The organism is Pseudescherichia sp. AS216 (assembly GCF_037152055.1).
GTDB lineage: Bacteria > Pseudomonadota > Gammaproteobacteria > Enterobacterales > Enterobacteriaceae > Pseudescherichia.
Genome location: NZ_JBBCMV010000003.1, coordinates 150,413 through 169,938 on the forward strand (window position 1 = coordinate 150,413; position 19,526 = coordinate 169,938).

Genomic DNA, 19,526 nt, shown 5'->3' on the forward strand with positions numbered 1-19,526 from the left:
TTATTCATGGCTCTCAGAGATCATTGCGATATACTGATTTTCAATCTGATTGATCGGGATCAACCCTCTACCTATAGCGCAACGGAGAAAAAGCGGTATAATCCGGCGATTTTTTTTGTGGCTGCCAACTGTCTGGGGAAGGAGAAGAGTATGAAGATCGTGGAAGTAAAACACCCACTCGTCAAACACAAGCTGGGACTGATGCGTGAGCATGACATCAGCACCAAACGCTTTCGTGAACTCGCCTCTGAAGTAGGCAGCCTGCTGACCTATGAAGCGACTGCCGATCTGGAAACCGAGAAGGTAACCATCGAAGGCTGGAACGGCCCGGTGGAGATCGAGCAGATCAAAGGTAAAAAAATTACCGTGGTGCCGATCCTGCGTGCCGGTCTGGGCATGATGGAAGGCGTGCTGGAGCACGTCCCGAGCGCGCGTATCAGCGTGGTCGGTATCTACCGCGACGAAGAGACCCTGGAGCCGGTACCTTACTTCCAGAAGCTGGTATCAAACATCGACGAGCGTATGGCGCTGGTGGTTGACCCGATGCTGGCGACCGGCGGCTCAATGATCGCCACCATTGACCTGCTGAAAAAAGCGGGCTGCAGCAGCATCAAGGTGCTGGTACTGGTTGCCGCTCCGGAAGGCGTGGCCGCGCTGGAGAAGGCGCATCCGGATATTGAACTCTATACCGCATCGGTCGATCAGGGACTTAACGAGCACGGGTATATTATTCCTGGTCTCGGCGATGCCGGCGACAAGATTTTTGGTACCAAGTAATTGAATAAATGAAAAAGAGCCGACTTTGATAGTCGGCTTTTTTTTGAATAAAAGACGCAGTTCGCCTAATACAAAACACAACTCAGAGGAAAACACTATGACGCGCCGTGCTATCGGGGTGAGTGAAAGACCGCCGCTTTTACAGACAATCCCGCTTAGTTTGCAGCACCTGTTCGCCATGTTTGGTGCAACCGTGCTGGTGCCAATCCTGTTTCACATTAACCCGGCTACCGTGCTGCTGTTCAACGGCGTCGGCACGCTGCTCTATCTCTTTATCTGTAAAGGTAAAATTCCTGCCTATCTGGGTTCCAGCTTTGCGTTTATCTCCCCGGTGCTGCTCCTGCTACCGCTCGGATACGAGGTGGCGCTCGGCGGTTTTATTATGTGCGGCGTGCTGTTCTGCCTGGTGTCGTTTATCGTTAAGAAAGCGGGCACCGGCTGGCTTGACGTGATGTTCCCTCCGGCGGCGATGGGCGCAATCGTGGCCGTAATCGGCCTTGAGCTGGCGGGCGTGGCGGCCAACATGGCCGGCCTGCTGCCGGCGGATGGGCAGTCTGCGGATAGCAAAACGGTGATCATCTCTCTGGTGACGCTGGGCGTTACCGTGTTTGGCTCGGTACTGTTCCGCGGCTTCCTGGCGATTATCCCAATCCTGATCGGCGTGCTGGCGGGCTATGCGCTGTCGTTCGCCATGGGCGTGGTGGATACCACTCCGATTGCCCAGGCGCACTGGTTTGCGCTGCCAACCTTCTACACCCCGCGCTTTGAGTGGTTCGCTATCTTTACCATTCTGCCTGCCGCGCTGGTGGTCATCGCCGAGCACGTCGGTCACCTGGTGGTAACGGCCAACATCGTTAAGCGCGACCTGATCCGTGATCCGGGCCTGCATCGCTCTATGTTTGCCAACGGCTTCTCTACCATCATCTCCGGCTTCTTCGGATCCACGCCAAACACCACCTACGGCGAGAACATCGGCGTGATGGCGATTACCCGCGTCTACAGCACCTGGGTTATCGGCGGGGCGGCGATCATTGCTATTCTGCTCTCCTGCGTCGGCAAGCTGGCGGCGGCTATCCAGATCATTCCGGTTCCGGTGATGGGCGGCGTATCGCTGCTGCTGTATGGGGTGATTGGCGCGTCCGGTATTCGTGTGCTGATTGAGTCCAAGGTGGACTACAGCAAAGCGCAGAACCTGATCCTCACCTCGGTGATCCTGATCATCGGCGTCAGCGGTGCGAAGGTGCACATCGGCGCGGCAGAGCTGAAGGGCATGGCGCTGGCCACCATCGTTGGCATCGGCCTGGCGCTGATCTTCAAACTGATCAGCGTCCTGCGTCCAGAAGAAGAGGTGATTGACGCCCAGGAGAACGACGTCACTCCGCATTAATCTGGAATGTGAACCGGGCGTCGTGCCCGGTTCAAACCGCGCATCGTTTTGTGGTAAACTCGCTGCGTTTTCCGTAAGCCCTGTTGAGGTATCTCTGAACGCACCGGCGCAGCTCTCTCTGCCACTCTATCTTCCCGACGATGAAACCTTTGCCAGTTTCTGGCCGGGTGATAACCCCTCTCTGTTGGCAGCTGTGCAAAACGTGCTGCGTCAGGATCATAGCGGATACATCTACTTCTGGTCGCGGGAAGGTGCAGGTCGTAGCCATCTGCTGCATGCCGCCTGCGCCGAACTCTCCGCACGCGGCGACGCCGTGGGCTATGTCCCACTTGATAAGCGCACCTGGTTTGTGCCGGAAGTGCTGGACGGCATGGAGCAGCTTTCGCTGGTCTGCATCGACAATATTGAGTGCATCGCCGGGGACGATCCCTGGGAGATGGCGATCTTTAATCTCTACAACCGTATTCTGGAATCAGGCCGCACGCGCCTGCTGATCACCGGCGATCGCCCGCCGCGCCAGCTCAATTTGCACCTGGCGGATCTCGCCTCGCGCCTCGACTGGGGGCAGATCTACCGGCTTCAGCCGCTGTCGGATGAGGATAAGCTGCTGGCATTGCAGCTGCGCGCCCGCCAGCGTGGCTTTGAGCTGCCGGAGGACGTGTGCCGTTTTCTGCTCAAGAGGCTGGATCGCGAGATGCGCACGCTGTTTGAGACGCTGGATCAGCTGGACCGCGCCTCGATTACCGCCCAGCGCAAGCTGACCATCCCGTTTGTGAAAGAGATCCTTAAACTCTGAAGTCGCCGGATGGCGCTTCGCTTATCCGGCCTACGGTACCTACAGGATCTCCAGCACCTGCTCCGGCGGTCGGCCAATACGCGCCTGGTCGCCCTTCACCACGACAGGGCGCTCGATGAGCTTAGGGTTCTCTACCATCGCCTGAATTAACGCCTCTTCCGAAAGCGTGCTGTTCGCCAGGTTGAGCGTGCGGTAGAGATCCTCTTTCTGCCGCATCAGATCCCTGGCGCTGCTTAAATTGAGCATCTGCACCAGGTTACGCAGCGTGGTCGCATCCGGCGGCGTCTCCAGATAGAGCACCACCTGCGGCTCAACGCCGTGGGATTGCAGCAGGCTCAGGGTCTCGCGGCTCTTCGAGCAGCGGGGGTTATGGTAGATAGTGACCGCGTCGGACATACATTCTCCTGATTACATCTTGGTATAGGGCTTAAAGCGTTCCTGCATCTGCCGCAGCTGGTCAATGCGGGCGTCGTAGCGCGCCTGCTGCATGCTGCCCAGCTTCACCTGCGCGCTGGCACTGCCCAGCAGCGAGATCGCCTGATCCAGCTGACCATGCAGCGCCAGGCCCTCGGCGCGGGCGGCCAGCTCCTGATCGCGATTGCCGAGCGTGCCCTCGGTCTGCGCCAGCAGCTCCCAGCCGTTGGTGTCATCTTTATAGGTAAAGGTGTAGCGGTTAAGGATCTTCTCCGCCTCGCTTGCCTGGCCGCTCTGCAAATAGGCGTTGGCCAGGTTGAGCTGCAACACCGGGTCGGTTTTCAGCTTCGGCGCATTTTTCAGCCGGTTGATGGCCTGATCAAACTTTCTCTGACCGAGATCGATATCGGTGGCTAAATCGAGATACCAGCTGTTGCCCGGCTCTGCGCTCAGCAGGGGCTGCAACGCCTGGCTGGCGGTGGGGTAGTTAGCGCCCTCCATCGCCTGGAGTGCCCGGCCATACTGGGCGGCACGCTGCTCGCGCACGTTGCCCTTGGCCCACGCATCCAGCAGATCGTTGGTAAGCTGGTTGCGCCCGCTGTTATACATCCCCAGCGTACGCGCCTTCGCCAGGTAAAAATCCTCAGAGGACTGAACCACGACCGGCCGCATCTGGTTGGCACGGTTGCGGGTATCCGAGAGACGGCTCTCTGGCAGGGGGTGAGTCAGCAGGATCTCCGGCGGTCGTGAAGAGTAGCGGGCCTGATCCAGCAGCTTTTCGAGGAAGGTTGGCATCGCCTGCGGATCGAACCCCGAACGCTGTAGCACCTGAATGCCGATGCGGTCCGCCTCCTGCTCATTCTGCTGGGTAAAGGTGATCATCCCCTGACGAGTGCCGGCGAGGGTACCGGTCAGCGCCGCCATCCCCGCCTGCGGACTGGCCATCGCCAGCAGAATAGAGCCTAACGCCCCGGCCCAGGTCAACGGCGCGCTGTTTTTCTGATCCTCCATCGCCCGCGCAAGGTGGCGCTGGGTAACGTGGGAGATTTCGTGCGCCATTACCGAGGCCAGTTGGCTCTCGTTATCGGCATAGCGGAAGAGGGCCGAGTGCAGCACCACGTTGCCGCCAAAGAAGGCGAAGGCGTTGATTTCGTCGTTATTGATTAAGTAGAAGTGAAACGGGGTGCGCACCGAATTGGCATGGGCGACCAGGCGCATCCCTAAGCCATTAATGTACTGCACCAACAGGGGATCGTTAATCAGCGGCGCACTGCCGCGCAGCTGGCGAACGTAGTAGTCGCCCATCTGCAGCTCCTGGGCAATCGACAGCGTGCTGCCCGCCGAGGTGCCCATATCCGGCAGGGTATCCGCTGAATCCGCAAAGACCGGCGCGGCCTGGCCCAGCGTCAGGGTAGCAATCAGGGTAGCAACCAGCGTTTTTCTCAACGTCCTGAACATAACCTCAATCCTGTATGGCGAGCATGATGAACATCTTAATCAATTGATGCGTTAGTTTCCTGTGGCAGCGTCGAAAAGCGAAGTCTTTTTTGTTTCACTTCGATACAATTCCTCCGGAAAACCCACCAGGGACCTACAGGTAAGGTAAGTTATGCTCGAAATGTTAATGCAGTGGTATCGCCGTCGCTTTAGCGATCCGGAGGCGATTGCGCTGCTGGTCATTCTGCTGGCAGGGTTTAGCATCCTGTTCTTTTTTAGCGGGTTATTAGCCCCGCTGCTGGTCGCCATGGTGCTGGCCTACCTGCTGGAGTGGCCTACCGCCAGGCTGGAAAACGTCGGCTGCTCACGTACCGTCGCCTCCAGCATCGTGCTGGTGCTGTTTGTCGGCATCCTGCTGCTGATGGCCTTCGTGGTGATGCCTATCGCCTGGCAGCAGGGCATCAATCTGATCCGCGATATGCCCGGCATGCTCAACAAGCTCTCTGATTTTGCGGCTACCCTGCCGCGACGCTATCCGGCGCTGATGGACGCGGGCATTATCGATGCCATGGCGGAGAACATGCGCACCCGCATGCTTAGCCTCGGGGATTCAGTGGTTAAATACTCCGTCGCTTCGCTGGTGGGGCTGCTGACGCTCGCGGTCTATCTGGTGCTGGTGCCGCTGATGGTCTTCTTCCTGGTGAAGGACAAAGAGCAGATGCTCAACGCTGTGCGCCGCATTCTGCCGCGCAACCGTGGCCTGGCAGGCCAGGTGTGGGTGGAGATGAACCAGCAAATCACTAACTATATTCGCGGCAAAGTGCTGGAGATGATCGTCGTCGGCGTGGCGACGTGGATTGGTTTTATTCTCTTCGGTCTCAACTACTCGCTGCTGCTGGCGGTGCTGGTGGGCTTCTCGGTGCTCATTCCCTACATCGGCGCGTTTGTGGTCACTATCCCGGTGATCGGCGTTGCGCTGTTCCAGTTTGGGCTGGGAACCGAGTTCTGGAGCTGCTTTGCGGTTTACCTGATTATTCAGGGGTTGGACGGTAACCTGCTGGTGCCGGTGCTCTTCTCGGAGGCGGTCAATCTGCATCCGCTGGTGATCATTCTGTCGGTGGTGATCTTCGGCGGACTGTGGGGCTTCTGGGGAGTGTTCTTTGCGATTCCGCTTGCCACGCTGATCAAGGCCGTGGTGCATGCCTGGCCGGATGTCCCGGCGGTTGAAGAGTAGGGTGTAGGCCCGGCAGGCGCAGCGCCGCCGGGCATTAATAGATTACGCGTTCTGTTGTAACCAACCGAGCACGATATCGTGGTGGTTGCTGGTTTTGAAATCGTTGAACACATGCTCAACGACCCCGTCAGCGCCAATCAAAAAGCTGATGCGGTGAATGCCGTCGTAGGTTTTCCCCATAAACGACTTTTCACCCCAGACGCCAAACTGTTCGCAGACCTGATGGTCTTCATCGGACAGCAGGGTAAAGTTCAGCAGCTCTTTTTCAGCAAAGCGGGAGAGCTTTTCCGGCTTGTCGGTGCTGATGCCCAGCACTTCCACACCTATTTTCTTTAAATCGTCCATGTTATCGCGTAGGCCGCAGGCCTGAACGGTACAGCCTGGGGTCATGGCTTTCGGGTAGAAATAGACCAATACACGCTGTCCCTGGAAGTCGGCCAAATTAACTTGTTCTCCGTCTTGATCCGGCAAGCTAAATTTCGGTGCGGTATCACCGGCTTTCAGTGGATTCATCACTTCACTCCATCCTGTTCTTCGTTCTGGGAATAGTTGACGACATTTATACTGCCCTGCGCATTTAATTCTGTACATAGTACTTTGAAAGCTTGTTCAATTTTTGCCGCATCTTCCAGCGCCGGGCTATGGGCGGTGATTTGAATAAAGAGCTGGGCGGCCGCACCAGCCTGGGCTGGCTGGGTGCGAGAGACCAGTTCGGCAATATTCATCTGATGGGCATCGAACAGGGCGGTGAAGCGCTCGATCAGGTGCGGGGAGTCCGCTACCTCCACCTGCACCCACACCGTGGCGGGCAGCGCCGCGCCGGGCCGTGCGGTAGTGCGTTTCATGACGATCAGCAGATCCAGCTCCGCGCCCTTCAGCGGCAGTGTGGATTCAATCAGGGTAATGGCGTTCCATGAGCCGGAAAGCAGCATGATAAAGGTGAACTCTTCCCCGAGCATCGCCAGCCGGCTATCTTCAATATTACAGCCGCAGCTGCTCACGTGACGGGTGATCGTATTGACGATACCAGGCCTGTCGACACCTAGCGCGGTAATAACCAGATAATGTTGTGATGAAGGGGTCAAACCTGTTCTTCCTGTAGATGCTTCGCTAACGGTTTCGGTAATCCTAAGGAAAGCATAAAAAAAACCGGCATACAACCGCCGGAACGCCTCGCGTCGCTTGCTTTTATTACAGCACCAAACGTACCATTGAGAATCTTGTTTGCACAGAGGATGGCCCATGTTCACGGGAAGTATTGTCGCGCTTGTTACACCGATGGATGAGAAAGGTAATGTCTGCCGGTCAAGCCTGAAGAAACTGATTGATTATCATGTCGCCAGCGGAACCTCGGCGATTGTATCGGTAGGCACGACCGGTGAGTCCGCCACGCTGAGCCATGAGGAACATGGTGACGTCGTGATGCTGACGCTTGAACTGGCCGACGGGCGCATCCCGATTATCGCAGGCACCGGTGCAAATGCCACCGCTGAGGCGATTGGTCTTACCGAGCGCTTCAACGGCAGCGGCGTGGTAGGCTGCCTGACGGTCACGCCGTACTACAACCGTCCAACTCAGGAAGGGCTGTTCCAGCATTTTAAAGCCATCGCGGAACACACTGATCTGCCGCAAATTCTGTATAATGTACCTTCGCGTACCGGTTGCGATATGCTGCCTGAAACCGTGGGTCGCCTGGCGAAAGTGAACAATATTGTCGCAATCAAAGAGGCCACGGGGAACTTAAGTCGTGTTCACCAGATCAAAGAGCTGGTTTCAGATGACTTTGGTCTGCTGAGCGGTGATGATGCCACCGGGCTGGACTTTATGCAGCTTGGCGGTCACGGTGTGATCTCCGTGACCTCTAACGTGGCCGCACGCGACATGGCAGAGATGTGCCGTCTGGCTGCCGAAGGGCAGTTTAGCGAAGCGCGGGTGATTAACCAGCGTCTGATGCCGTTACACAACAAACTATTTGTCGAACCCAATCCTATCCCGGTGAAATGGGCATGTAAGGAGTTGGGGCTTGTGGCGACCGACACGCTGCGTCTGCCGATGACGCCGATTACCGACCACGGTCGTGAGGCTGTTACCGCTGCGCTTAAGCACGCCGGTTTGCTGTAAAGTTTAGGGAGATTTGATGGCTTACTCAGTACAGAAGTCGCGCCTGGTGAAGGTAGCGAGTGTTTCGCTTGTTATGCTGCTCGCTGCCTGTAATTCGGACTCGCGTTATAAACGCCAGGTTAGCGGTGATGAATCCTATCTGGATGCCGCGCCGCTTGGTGAACTTCATGCGCCTGCTGGCATGATCCTGCCAGTGCAGAACGGTGACTACAACATTCCAGTGACCAACGGCAGCGGTGCCGTCGGTAAAGCGCTGGATATCCGCCCACCGGCCCAGCCGCTGGCGCTGGTGACAGGGGCCCGCACCCAGTTTACCGGTGATACCGCAACGCTGCTGGTGGAGAACGGCAACCGTAGCACGCTGTGGCCACAGGTGGTAAGCATCGTTCAGGGCAACAACTACGCGATTGATAAACGTGACGATGCCGCGCAGACCCTGACAACCGGTTGGATTGACTGGAATCGCCTCGACGAAGATCAGCAGTACCGTGGCCGTTATCAAATCTCGGTTAAACCGCAGGGCTATCAGCAGGCGGTTGTCGTCAAGCTGATGAACCTCGAGCAGGCTGGCAAGCCGGTGGCCGATACCGCCTCGCTGCAGCGCTACAGCACCGAAATGCTGAACGCAATCTCCGCCGGGCTGGATAAAACCGCCACTGCGTCACAGAACGCCGCGCAGAACCGCTCCGCCGCGACCCTCGACGTACAGAGCGGTGCCGACGACACCGGTCTGCCGATGCTGGTGGTCCGCGGGCCGTTTAACGTGGTCTGGCAGCGTCTGCCTGCGACCCTCGAGAAAGTGGGCATGAAAGTGACCGACTCCACGCGCTCAACCGGCAGCATGGCAGTGACCTACAAGCCGCTCTCTGACAGCGACTGGCTGGCACTTGGCGCACGCGATCCGGGTCTCACCTCCGGTGACTACAAGTTACAGGTAGGCGATCTCGATAACCGCAGCAGCCTGCAGTTTATCGATCCGAAAGGGCACACCCTGACCCAGGCGCAAAACGACGCGCTGGTGGCTGTTTTCGAAGCTGCATTCAAGTAAAAAATCAGGCCGGATTGCTCCGGCCTTTTTTATCAGGGTAGACGCAAACGTGTGCGTAGCGGATAATGGCCGCAGTTAGACTTCAAATCATCACACCTGGAACCTGGAGTAACAAAGATGCAAAAGCAAGCTGAGTTGTATCGTGGCAAAGCGAAGACCGTATACAGCACGGAAAACCCCGACCTGTTGGTGCTCGAATTCCGCAATGATACGTCAGCAGGGGATGGCGCGCGCATTGAACAGTTCGATCGTAAAGGCATGGTGAACAATAAGTTCAACCACTTCATTATGAGCAAGCTGGAAGAAGCGGGCATCCCAACACAGATGGAGCAGCTGCTCTCCGATACCGAGTGCCTGGTGAAGAAGCTGGAGATGGTGCCGGTAGAGTGCGTTATCCGTAACCGCGCGGCGGGTTCGCTGGTGAAGCGTCTGGGTATTGAGGAGGGGATGATCCTGAATCCGCCTCTGTTCGATCTGTTCCTGAAAAACGATGAAATGCACGATCCGATGGTTAACGACTCCTACTGCGAAACCTTCGGCTGGGTGAATCAAAAAAACCTGGCGCGCATGAAAGAGCTGACCTACAAGGCCAACGATGTGCTGACCAAACTGTTTGACGATGCGGGTCTGATCCTGGTGGACTTCAAGCTGGAGTTTGGTTTGTTCAACGGCGAAGTAGTGCTGGGCGATGAGTTCTCGCCGGACGGCAGCCGCCTGTGGGACAAAGAGACTATGGATAAAATGGATAAAGACCGTTTCCGCCAGAGCCTGGGCGGCGTGATTGAAGCCTATGAAGCCGTGGCCCACCGTCTCGGTGTGAAACTGGACTAGTTTCACCCTTTCACTGTTAGCCGGAGGCGTTCCCCACTCCTCCGGCCTGTTACAGCACCTTTCTTATGGTAATCCTGCCTTTAACCGCCTACGATCAATCATATTTATTAAAATATCTCTGAGGTGATTATGCGTTGGCAAGGGCGTCGCGAAAGTAATAACGTTGAAGACAGGCGTAACGAATCAGGTAGCCCGCTCGGCGGCCGAGGGCTACGTTTGCCCCGGGGCAAAGGCGGGATTATTTTGCTGGTGATTGTGGTGATTGGCGGCTACTACGGGGTGGATTTAACCGGACTGCTCACCGGACAGCCGATGTCTCAGCCAGGCACTCAGCAGGTTGCTACTCCCCAGGAGAATGAGGCAGCGAAGTTTACCCGCGTCATTTTTGCGACCACCGAAGAGACGTGGACCCAGCTGTTTGAGAAAATGGGCCGCACCTATCAGCAGCCAACGCTGGTGATGTACCGTAACGCTACCCAAACCGGCTGCGGTACCGGTCAGTCGGTCATGGGGCCGTTCTACTGTCCGGCAGACAGCAAAGTCTATATCGATCTCTCTTTCTACGATGAGATGAAGAGCAAGCTCGGCGCGGCAGGCGACTTCGCTCAGGGCTATGTCATTGCCCACGAGGTGGGTCACCACGTGCAGAAGCTGCTGGGTATCGAGCCGAAAGTACGCCAGCTGCAGCAAAACGCCTCCCAGGTTGAAGTTAACCGCCTGTCGGTGAAGATGGAGCTGCAGGCGGACTGCTTTGCTGGCGTCTGGGGCCGCAGCATGCAGCAGCAGGGCGTAATGGAAGAGGGCGATCTGCAGGAAGGTCTGAACGCCGCCGAAGCGATCGGTGATGACCGTCTTCAGAAGCAGAGCCAGGGCCACGTAGTACCGGACAGCTTTACCCACGGCACCTCCGAGCAGCGTTATACCTGGTTTAAGCGCGGCTTTGATACGGGTGATGTCGCCCAGTGCAACACCTTTGGCAATACGCTGTAAGGCTTCATTTTCGGGAACGGTGACATGGAGCGTTTGATCGCCCTGAGCGCGCAGATGGCGCGCGAGGGGATCCGTCGCCTGCTGGTTATCAGCGGGGAAGAGACGTGGTGCCAGCAGCAGGCCACTGCCCTGATAGCGCCGCAGGCGGCGCTGTGGGTAGGTGACGAGCAGGATGCTGCTCAGGCCGCAGACTACTGCCATCCGCGGGCGCTCATTACGCTGCTGGGCCGCGAGTTTAGCCACGCCGTCTTTGATGCGCGCCGCGGCTTTGACGTGGCCGCCTTTGCGGCTCTCGGCGGTACGCTACGGGCGGGAGGCTGGCTGATCCTGTTGACTCCTCCCTTTTCCCGCTGGGCAGAAACGCCTGACGCCGACGCCTGTCGCTGGAGCGACACCGCTCAACCCATCGCCACCCCACGTTTTATCAGCCACGTTTGCCGCATGCTACGGACGCACGACGAAGCGATCCTCTGGCAGCAGGGAGAGCCGCGCACGCTTCCTGAGTTTGCCGTGCGCCCGACGTGGCACCCAGCCAGCGGGGCGCCGGAGCAGGAGCAGGCCGCGATCCTTGCTGAATTACACGCGATGTCGCCCGGTGTCATGGTAGTGACCGCGCCACGCGGACGCGGCAAATCGGCGCTGGCAGGGATGCATCTTCGTCATCTGCACGGCAATGCTATCGTGACCGCACCCACCCGGGCCGCCACCGACGTGCTGGCACAGTTTGCCGGAGAGGAGGTGAACTTTGTTCCACCGGATACGCTGCGCCAGCGGCTGGCTGACGGAGATACGCCGTATCCTGACTGGCTGATCGTGGATGAGGCGGCGGCGATACCTGGCCCGCTGCTGCGCCAGCTGATCGCCGGATTCAACCGGGTTCTGCTTACGACGACCGTACAGGGCTACGAGGGAACAGGGCAGGGCTTCCTGCTGAAGCTCTGCGCCGGGCTGGATCGCTTGCAACACCATCGCCTCAACACGCCGCTACGCTGGGCCAGCGGCTGCCCGCTCGAGGTCTTCATCAGTGACCTGCTGCTGTTTGATGATGCTCTTCCCGGTTCGGCTGCCGGTGCTGACTACGCTATTTCTCCTCTGACGCAGGATGCCTGGCTGACCTCGCCGGCGCAGCCCGCCGCGCTCTATCGCCTGCTGACCAGCGCCCACTACCGGACCTCGCCTCTCGATTTGCGGCGGATGATGGATGCGCCAGGCCAGCGCTTCTGGCAGGCGCTGGCCGGAGAGCAGCCCATCGCCGCGCTGTGGCTGGTGGAGGAGGGAGGACTCTCTTCCGAGCTTAGCCAGGCGGTGTGGGCGGGCTTTCGACGGCCGCGCGGCAATCTGGTCGCTCAGTCGCTGGCGGCGCACGGAGCCAGCCCGCTGGCGGCCACGCTGGTGGGGTGTCGTATCAGCCGTATTGCCGTCCACCCTTCGCGCCAACGGGAGGGCATCGGCCAGCGGCTGATCGCAAAGGCGCACGCCCACAGCGCAGGCTATGACTATCTGTCGGTGAGCTTCGGCTACACTCGCGAGCTATGGCGCTTCTGGCAGCGCTGCGGTTTTCAACTGGTGCGGCTGGGCAGCCATCGCGAAGCCAGCAGCGGCTGCTACACGGCGATGGCTATCCTGCCGCTCACCCCTGCGGCAGAGGCGCTGGCAGCGACGGAGCAGCGCAGGCTGGCGAGGGATCTCCCCTGGCTAGCGCCCTGGCGTGACGAAAAGTTACCTCTGCCGCCGGGGGAGCCAACTACCCTTAATAGTGATGACTGGCACGAGCTGGCTGGCTTTGCTTTTGCCCATCGCCCACTCTCGGCGGCGATCGGTGCGCTCAGCCGTCTGCTGATGCACAGCACCCTGCCGCTGGCGGCGCTACGTAGCCAGCTGGAGCAGAGTCTGAATGAGGCGCAGGCCTGCCACCGCCTCCGGTTAGCCGGACGTAAGGCGCTGCTGGCGGCTCAACGACACGAGACGGCAGAGGCGCTGACGTCAATCGATGCCGATCGGGCAGCGCAAAGCCAGCAGCAGATAGCACAGCTGCAATTTTTCTAACTAACTCATTCAGTTAAATGGCATGGTCATCGCCGCCGTGCGGCGTAAACTTACCTCAACGCTATAAGGAGACCGCCATGGAACACGACTACCATGTAGTACAACGCCCGGACAAACCTGCCAGCCAGCTGCTGCTGCTGTTTCACGGCGTCGGTGATAATCCGGTCGCCATGGGACAGGTCGGCACCGGCTTTACCGCCCGCTTTCCGGATGCGCTGATCGTTAGCGTTGGCGGGGCTGAACCCTGCGGTCCGCCGCCCGCGCGGCAGTGGTTCTCCGTGCAGGGCGTCACGGAGGAGAATCGTCAGGAACGCGTGGACGCCATCATGCCCGCTTTTATTGAAGCGGTACGTTACTGGCAGCAGGAGAGTGGACTGGGGCCACAGGCCACGGCGCTGATCGGCTTCTCGCAGGGGGCGATCATGGCCCTTGAGGGGGTAAAAGCCCAGCCCACGCTGGCGTCGCGGGTGATCGCCTTTAGCGGTCGCTTTGCCAGCCTGCCTGCGGCTATCAGCGCGACGGTGACGATCCACCTGATCCACGGCGGGGAGGATCGCGTGATTGAGCTGACGCATGCCGTTGCCGCTCAGGAGGCGCTGTTACAGGCCGGGGGCGATGTCACGCTGGATATTGTTGATGATGTGGGACACGGCATCAGCCATGAGAGTATGCAGCTGGCGCTGGACCGTCTGAGCTACACCGTGCCGAAGCACTATTTTGATGAGGCGCTGAGCGGCGGCAAGTTCAACGACGACGATATTGTCGAGTTTATGTAGTTTCGTAGGTCGAGCAAGTTGTCGGTGGAGCAAGTTGTAGGCCGGGCAAGCGGTAGCGCCGCCCGGCGTAATCAGCACCGACTACTTCTTCTTCGGCCAGTCGTCTTCGTCGTCCCACTTATCGTTAAAGTCGCGATGCGGGGGCAGATCGGGCTTGTTGGCGAGAAATTTCTTATGGTCGACGCGCTTGAGGTCTTTAATGACGTTCAGCAGCACGCCCACCAGGAAAACCAGTAACAGAATCCACCAGTATTTAGCCAGCCATTCCATGCTCATGTCCTCATTCAGAAACGCCTATTATGCAACGAGCCGTTCCATAATGCGTTGATACATACGGGCCAGCAGCTGCAGATCGGCGGCGTTTACGCATTCGTTAATTTTATGAATGGTCGCATTCACCGGCCCCAGTTCCACCACCTGAGCCCCCATCCGCGCAATAAACCGCCCGTCCGAGGTCCCGCCCGTGGTTAACAGCTGCGGTTCAATTTCATTATAGTGTGCAATCGACTTCACCACCGCATCCACCAGCTTACCGCGCGAGGTGAGGAATGGCTGGCCGGAGATCCACCAGTCCACGGTGTAGCGCAGCTGATGTTTATCCAGCAGCGCAGCGACGCGGGCCTTGATCGCCTCGTCGGTGAGCTCGGTGCTGAAGCGGAAGTTAAACTGCACCTTCAGGTCGCCGGGGATCACGTTGTTGCTGCCAGTCCCGGCCTGGATATTGGCGATCTGCATGCTGGTCGGCGGGAAAAATTCGTTACCGCGATCCCACTCGATAGCGACCAGCTCGTTAAGCATCGGCGCAGCGCGGTGTACCGGGTTATCTGCCAGGTGCGGATAGGCCACGTGGCCCTGCACGCCGTGAATGGTCAGGTTGCAGGTCATCGAGCCGCGACGCCCGTTCTTCACTACGTCGCCCACGACTTCGGTACTGGAGGGTTCGCCTACCAGGCAGTAGTCGAGGCGTTCGTTGCGCGCCATCAGCGCCTCCACGACCTTCACCGTGCCGTGCGTGGCGCTGGCCTCTTCGTCGGAGGTGATCAGGAAGGCCAGACGACCTGTATGATTCGGATGTCGGGCCACGAAGCGCTCGGCAGCCACTACCATTGCTGCGAGGGAGCCTTTCATGTCGGCCGCGCCGCGACCGTACAGCATCCCATCGCGAATGGTGGGTTCAAACGGCGGATTGATCCAGCGGTCTACGTCGCCCGCGGGAACCACATCGGTATGACCCGCAAATGCCAGCGTCTCGCCCTGGCCGCGCCATGCCCAGAAGTTTTGCGTGTCGCCAAAATCCATCCGTTCAACGGTAAAGCCAATAGCACGCAGGCGTTCGATCAGTAACGCCTGGCATCCTGCGTCGTCGGGACTAAGAGAAGGGCGGCGAATAAGCTGTTGGGTCAGCTCAATAACCGGGCATGACATAGACTACACCTCGTTAAAATAGCGCTCGTAACTGGCTTCTGTGAAACCCAGCAGCATAGGCTTACCGGGCGCGCAGAGCAATGGGCGTTTGATAATTGCCGGCATTTCAAGCATCAGCTCTGCCGCTGAGGGGGCATTTTGAATGCTTTCCCGTCGCGCATCGTCCAGCTTGCGCCAGGTGGTGCCCCGGGTGTTCAGCAGCGCTTCCCATCCCAGCTCAACGATAAAGGTATCAAGCAGAGCCGCATCCAGCCCGTCGGCCCGGTAGTCATGAAAGCGGTAGGCTATCTGCTGTGCGTCTAGCCAGCGGCGCGCCTCTTTAACGGTGTCGCAGTTTTTGATGCCGTACATCACCGGCAGAGCGTCTGATGAAATGTTATTCATAAAATTTCACTTTGTAAGCAGGTAAAGAGAGAGTATTACCCGATATGCCATGATGGTGAAGCAGTTTGTTTAAGTTTTAGTTTAGTGTTCATCTATTTTGTATAAAGAAAAACGTATTCAGGAAATAATTAGCAGGCGATCCTTAATAGATTTGTTTGCTAATTAAATTATCTCTTGCGCAATATATGCCCTGAATAGTGTCCTGCAGTTATTCGGCAACGTTGAGCCAGCGAAAGTGCAAACTTGCGACGTGCATCACGCTCGCGAAACGTTTCGCTGCCCGTTTTTAGGAATGTTGCTATGTGTCACATTATTACACACGCCGCTACGTCATAGTCTGTTCAAGCCCAACAAATAGCGCGGAGGTGGCCAATCATAGCAATTGATTTCGCGTCTCTTCACAGCAATGACGATTTTTTGTAGAATACCCATAATAATTAGATGAGGTTGTTATGATTGAACATGAACTGGGGAACTGGAAAGATTTTATCGAAGGCATGCTTCGTAAATAATTCCAGATAAGCACTACCAAGAAGCACTAATATAACAAAAGCGTGAACAATATCACGCAACAGCGAGGCGGCCACTGTGGGCCGCCTTTTTTATTGTTCAATCTTCCTGACGCTCTTTTAGCGGGAAGCGCTGACGCACCAGCACAAAGAACAGCGGTACAAAGAAGATAGCCAGCACGGTGGCAGAGATCATCCCGCCCATCACCCCGGTTCCCACCGCATGCTGGCTGCCGGAGCCTGCGCCGCTGCTGGTCGCCATCGGCAGGACGCCAAAGATAAACGCCAGAGAGGTCATCAGGATCGGCCGCAGACGCTGGTGGCAGGCGTGCAGCGTTGCCGAAAGCAGATCGTGGCCTTTGGCATTCATCTCGTTAGCAAATTCGACGATCAGAATGGCGTTTTTCGCCGATAGCCCAATAACGGTGAGCAGCCCCACCTGGAAGTAGACGTCATTCTCCAGACCGCGCATCCAGGTCGCCAGCAGAGCGCCAATCACCCCGAGGGGCACCACCAGCATGACCGAGAAGGGCACCGACCAGCTCTCATAGAGCGCCGCCAGGCAGAGGAAGACCACCAGCAGGGAGATGGCGTACAGCGCCGGAGCCTGCGCACCAGAGAGCCGCTCCTGGTAAGACATTGCTGTCCACTCAAGGCCAAAGCTGCCGGGCAGCTGGCGCACCAGGTTCTCCATAATGTCCATGGCGGTGCCGGTACTTACCCCGGTGGCGGCTTCGCCGACGATCTCCACGGCGGCGTAGCCGTTGTAGCGCTCCAGGCGCGGAGAGCCGGTCTCCCAGCGGGAGGTGGCGAAGGCGGAGAAGGGCACCATGCCCCCGGTGCTGTTGCGCACGTACCACAGGTTAATGTCATCCGGCAGCATGCGGTACTTCGCCGCTGCCTGAACGTAGACCTTCTTCACGCGGCCGCGATCCATAAAGTCATTGACGTAGCTGGAGCCCCAGGCGGTTTGCAGCGTGTCGTTGATGTCGTCGATGGAGACGCCGAGCGCCTGAGCCTTGTGCTGATCGATATCGATCTGTAGCTGCGGGCTGTCGTCCAGACCGTTGTGGCGCACACGGGCCAGAGACGGATCGCGCCCGGCCAGCTCCAGCAGCTTGTCGCGAGCGGCCATCAGGGCATCGTGTCCGGCGCCAGCGTGATCCTGAAGCTCCATATCAAACCCGGCCGAGCTGCCGAGGCCGCTGATGGCCGGTGGGCTGCTGGCGAAAACCCGCGCTTCGTTGATATCACGAAACGCCCTGGTGGCACGGTCGATAATGGCGAACGAGCTGCCGGTAGTCGGATCGCGATCGTTCCAGTCTTTCAGACGGACAAACATGCGGGCCACGTTCTGGCCGTTGCCGCCAGGCCCGGAGCCGATAGTGGCGAAGACCGACGTAACGTTATCTTTTTCATGGGTGGCGAAGTACTTCTCTACCTTCTGCACGACCTTCAACGTCTGCTGCTGGGTAGCGCCACTGGGCAGCTGCACCGAGGTAGTGAACATGCCGCGATCCTCCTGCGGCAGAAACGAGGTGGGCAGGCGCAGGAAGAGAAACACCATGCCACCGAGCAGCAGGGCATAGATCAGCATCCAGCGCAGGCTGCGATGGAGGATCCTGGCGACGCCGGATTCATAGCGCGCCGCGCTGCGGTTAAACATGCGGTTAAACCAGCCGAAAAAGCCCGTCTGCCCGTGCTGCTCGCCTTTTTGTACTGGCTTGAGTAGGGTCGCGCACAGTGCCGGGGTGAGGATCATCGCCACCAGCACCGACAGCACCATCGCCGCGACGATAGTGACCGAAAACTGGCGGTAAATCGCCCCGGTGGTGCCGCCGAAGAAGGCCATTGGCACAAATACCGCCGACAGTACCATCGCGATACCTACCAGCGCACCCTGGATCTGGCCCATTGATTTGCGCGTGGCCTGGCGCGGGGAGAGGCCCTCCTCGCTCATGATGCGTTCGACGTTTTCAACCACCACGATGGCATCATCCACCAACAGCCCGATGGCGAGCACCATAGCGAACATGGTCAGGGTATTAATGCTGTAGCCGAAGGTGTAGAGCACGGCAAAGGTACCGAGCAGCACCACCGGCACGGCGATGGTTGGAATGAGGGTGGCACGGAAGTTCTGCAGAAAAAGGTACATCACCAGGAAGACCAGGGCGATAGCCTCCAGCAGGGTCTTCACCACGTCGATAATCGAGGCTTTAACGAAGGAAGTGGTCTCATACGCTACCTTGTACTCCAGGCCGTGAGGAAAGAAGTGCGCCAGCTCGTCCAGCCGGTTGAGCACCAGATTCGCCGTCTCCATCTCGTTAGCCCCGGAGGCCAGCTTGACCCCAAGCCCCGAGGCCGCCTTGCCGTTGAAGCGGCTCAGGTAGTCATATTTTTCTGCCCCCATCTCGACCTGAGCGACGTCGCCAAGGCGGACTTCCGAGCCATCCTGGTTGACCCGCAGGGTGATGTTGCGAAACTGTTCCGGGGTTTGTAACAGCGACTGAGCGTTAATGGTGGCGTTCAGCGCCTGTCTGTCTACAGACGGGGTACCGCCCAACTGGCCGACGGCGATCTGTGCGTTCTGCGCCTCAATAGCATCGGTCACGTCTTTAGCCGTTAGCTGGACGCTGTTCAGACGGGCCGGATCGAGCCAGATGCGCATCGAATAGGGCGAGCCGTAGGCGTCAATGTCACCCACGCCGTTAACCCGGCTGAGGGGATCCTGAATGTTACTCGCGACATAGTCGGCAATATCCTGCTTATCCATCGAACCGTCCGTTGAGACGAAGGCGATGGTTAAGATATTGGTATCGCCGGTTTTACGTACCGTTACGCCCTGGTTCTGCACCGCCTGCGGTAGCTTACGCATTGCCGACTGGAGCTGATTCTGTACCTGCTGAACCGCCTCGTCGGGATCGGTACCCGCCGCAAAGCTCAGGGTCACCGTTGCCTGCCCGGTGGCGCTGCTTTGCGAGGACATATACATCAGGTTATCCAGCCCGGTCATATTCTGCTCAATAACCTGGGTAACGGTGTTTTCCAGCGTCTGTGCAGAGGCACCGGGATAGTTGGCCGCGATCCGCACGTTGGGCGGGGCCAGATCGGGATACTGCTCAACGGGCAGCGAAATAATTGCCAGCGTGCCGGTGAGGCACAAAATGATAGCTAATACCCAGGCGAAAATTGGGCGGTCGATAAAGAAATTCGCCATCAGAAGGGAGACCTCTTTTATTTTGCTTTATAACTCTACATTGCTTCACCCCACTTTAGCGGCAATTGCCTGACTAAACGTGGAGAAAAAAAGGAGAAAGTGTAAATTATCACGTTGTTTGCACAGGACGAACC

The 19,526-nt window shown here is 58.1% G+C and carries 19 protein-coding genes; 11 read left to right on the top strand and 8 right to left on the bottom strand.

What is annotated here, in order from left to right:
• Positions 1 to 150 precede the first annotated feature (150 nt).
• The 3 genes from upp (at position 151) to WFN61_RS10060 (ending at position 2,960) form a co-directional block, all read left to right on the top strand.
• The gene (gene upp, locus WFN61_RS10050; protein WP_042389323.1) at positions 151 to 777 is read left to right on the top strand and encodes a uracil phosphoribosyltransferase; all 627 of its coding nucleotides are present in this window, start codon (positions 151 to 153) and stop codon (positions 775 to 777) included.
• Between the two features lie 97 nt (positions 778 to 874).
• Positions 875 to 2,164, top strand: coding sequence for a uracil permease (uraA, locus tag WFN61_RS10055; protein ID WP_144818189.1), 1,290 nt, complete (start codon positions 875 to 877; stop codon positions 2,162 to 2,164).
• 94 nt (positions 2,165 to 2,258) lie between these two features.
• Positions 2,259 to 2,960, top strand: a complete 702-nt coding sequence (locus WFN61_RS10060) for a DnaA inactivator Hda (RefSeq protein WP_103818889.1) — start codon at positions 2,259 to 2,261, stop codon at positions 2,958 to 2,960.
• 39 nt (positions 2,961 to 2,999) lie between these two features.
• Here WFN61_RS10060 and arsC read toward each other — a convergent pair whose 3' ends face one another.
• Together arsC and bepA are read right to left on the bottom strand one after the other, a co-directional pair.
• Positions 3,000 to 3,356: an arsenate reductase (glutaredoxin) gene (arsC, locus tag WFN61_RS10065; protein WP_337038648.1), complete on the bottom strand. Its 357-nt coding sequence runs from the start codon at positions 3,354 to 3,356 to the stop codon at positions 3,000 to 3,002.
• A gap of 12 nt (positions 3,357 to 3,368) precedes the next feature.
• Positions 3,369 to 4,832: a beta-barrel assembly-enhancing protease gene (bepA, locus tag WFN61_RS10070; RefSeq protein WP_144818191.1), complete on the bottom strand. Its 1,464-nt coding sequence runs from the start codon at positions 4,830 to 4,832 to the stop codon at positions 3,369 to 3,371.
• Between the two features lie 151 nt (positions 4,833 to 4,983).
• Here bepA and WFN61_RS10075 point away from each other — a divergent pair, with 151 nt between their 5' ends.
• A complete protein-coding gene (locus tag WFN61_RS10075; RefSeq protein ID WP_144818192.1) occupies positions 4,984 to 6,045 on the top strand; it encodes an AI-2E family transporter in 1,062 nt (353 codons plus the stop codon).
• Positions 6,046 to 6,087: 42 nt separating this feature from the next.
• On the opposite strand, the gene bcp is transcribed toward WFN61_RS10075, so the two are convergent.
• Both bcp and WFN61_RS10085 read right to left on the bottom strand, forming a co-directional pair.
• Positions 6,088 to 6,558, bottom strand: coding sequence for a thioredoxin-dependent thiol peroxidase (bcp, locus tag WFN61_RS10080; RefSeq protein WP_144818193.1), 471 nt, complete (start codon positions 6,556 to 6,558; stop codon positions 6,088 to 6,090).
• The gene (locus tag WFN61_RS10085) at positions 6,558 to 7,130 is read right to left on the bottom strand and encodes a glycine cleavage system transcriptional repressor (protein WP_222126335.1); all 573 of its coding nucleotides are present in this window, start codon (positions 7,128 to 7,130) and stop codon (positions 6,558 to 6,560) included. The genes bcp and WFN61_RS10085 overlap by 1 nt, the downstream gene beginning before the upstream one ends.
• 157 nt (positions 7,131 to 7,287) lie before the next feature.
• Between WFN61_RS10085 and dapA the strand changes: the two genes are divergently transcribed.
• The 6 genes from dapA to ypfH all read left to right on the top strand — a co-directional run bounded on the left by dapA (position 7,288) and on the right by ypfH (position 13,857).
• Positions 7,288 to 8,166, top strand: coding sequence for a 4-hydroxy-tetrahydrodipicolinate synthase (gene dapA / locus WFN61_RS10090; protein WP_042389345.1), 879 nt, complete (start codon positions 7,288 to 7,290; stop codon positions 8,164 to 8,166).
• Between the two features lie 16 nt (positions 8,167 to 8,182).
• The gene (bamC, locus tag WFN61_RS10095) at positions 8,183 to 9,214 is read left to right on the top strand and encodes an outer membrane protein assembly factor BamC (protein WP_238085381.1); all 1,032 of its coding nucleotides are present in this window, start codon (positions 8,183 to 8,185) and stop codon (positions 9,212 to 9,214) included.
• Between the two features lie 117 nt (positions 9,215 to 9,331).
• On the top strand, positions 9,332 to 10,045 hold the full coding sequence (gene purC / locus WFN61_RS10100; protein ID WP_103818897.1) for a phosphoribosylaminoimidazolesuccinocarboxamide synthase: 714 nt from the start codon (positions 9,332 to 9,334) through the stop codon (positions 10,043 to 10,045).
• A 129-nt stretch (positions 10,046 to 10,174) separates the two neighbouring features.
• The gene (ypfJ, locus tag WFN61_RS10105; protein ID WP_144818198.1) at positions 10,175 to 11,035 is read left to right on the top strand and encodes a KPN_02809 family neutral zinc metallopeptidase; all 861 of its coding nucleotides are present in this window, start codon (positions 10,175 to 10,177) and stop codon (positions 11,033 to 11,035) included.
• Positions 11,036 to 11,059: 24 nt separating this feature from the next.
• A complete protein-coding gene (locus WFN61_RS10110; protein WP_337038649.1) occupies positions 11,060 to 13,081 on the top strand; it encodes a tRNA(Met) cytidine acetyltransferase TmcA in 2,022 nt (673 codons plus the stop codon).
• Between the two features lie 77 nt (positions 13,082 to 13,158).
• Positions 13,159 to 13,857: an esterase gene (gene ypfH, locus WFN61_RS10115; protein WP_144818200.1), complete on the top strand. Its 699-nt coding sequence runs from the start codon at positions 13,159 to 13,161 to the stop codon at positions 13,855 to 13,857.
• A gap of 81 nt (positions 13,858 to 13,938) precedes the next feature.
• On the opposite strand, the gene WFN61_RS10120 is transcribed toward ypfH, so the two are convergent.
• From WFN61_RS10120 to WFN61_RS10130, 3 genes are read right to left on the bottom strand one after another with little or no spacing between them, the layout of a single operon-like run.
• On the bottom strand, positions 13,939 to 14,127 hold the full coding sequence (locus WFN61_RS10120) for a YpfN family protein (RefSeq protein WP_042389360.1): 189 nt from the start codon (positions 14,125 to 14,127) through the stop codon (positions 13,939 to 13,941).
• A gap of 27 nt (positions 14,128 to 14,154) precedes the next feature.
• Positions 14,155 to 15,282, bottom strand: coding sequence for a succinyl-diaminopimelate desuccinylase (dapE, locus tag WFN61_RS10125; protein WP_313573238.1), 1,128 nt, complete (start codon positions 15,280 to 15,282; stop codon positions 14,155 to 14,157).
• A 3-nt stretch (positions 15,283 to 15,285) separates the two neighbouring features.
• Entirely contained in the window at positions 15,286 to 15,642 is a 357-nt protein-coding gene (locus tag WFN61_RS10130) for an ArsC family reductase (protein WP_337038750.1), read from the bottom strand.
• Positions 15,643 to 16,118: 476 nt separating this feature from the next.
• Here WFN61_RS10130 and ypfM point away from each other — a divergent pair, with 476 nt between their 5' ends.
• Positions 16,119 to 16,178 (top strand): protein YpfM, encoded by a 60-nt coding sequence (gene ypfM / locus WFN61_RS10135; protein WP_100181659.1) that lies wholly within the window; start codon positions 16,119 to 16,121, stop codon positions 16,176 to 16,178.
• 97 nt (positions 16,179 to 16,275) lie between these two features.
• Here ypfM and acrD read toward each other — a convergent pair whose 3' ends face one another.
• Positions 16,276 to 19,392, bottom strand: a complete 3,117-nt coding sequence (acrD, locus tag WFN61_RS10140) for a multidrug efflux RND transporter permease AcrD (protein WP_144818202.1) — start codon at positions 19,390 to 19,392, stop codon at positions 16,276 to 16,278.
• Positions 19,393 to 19,526: the final 134 nt, after the last annotated feature.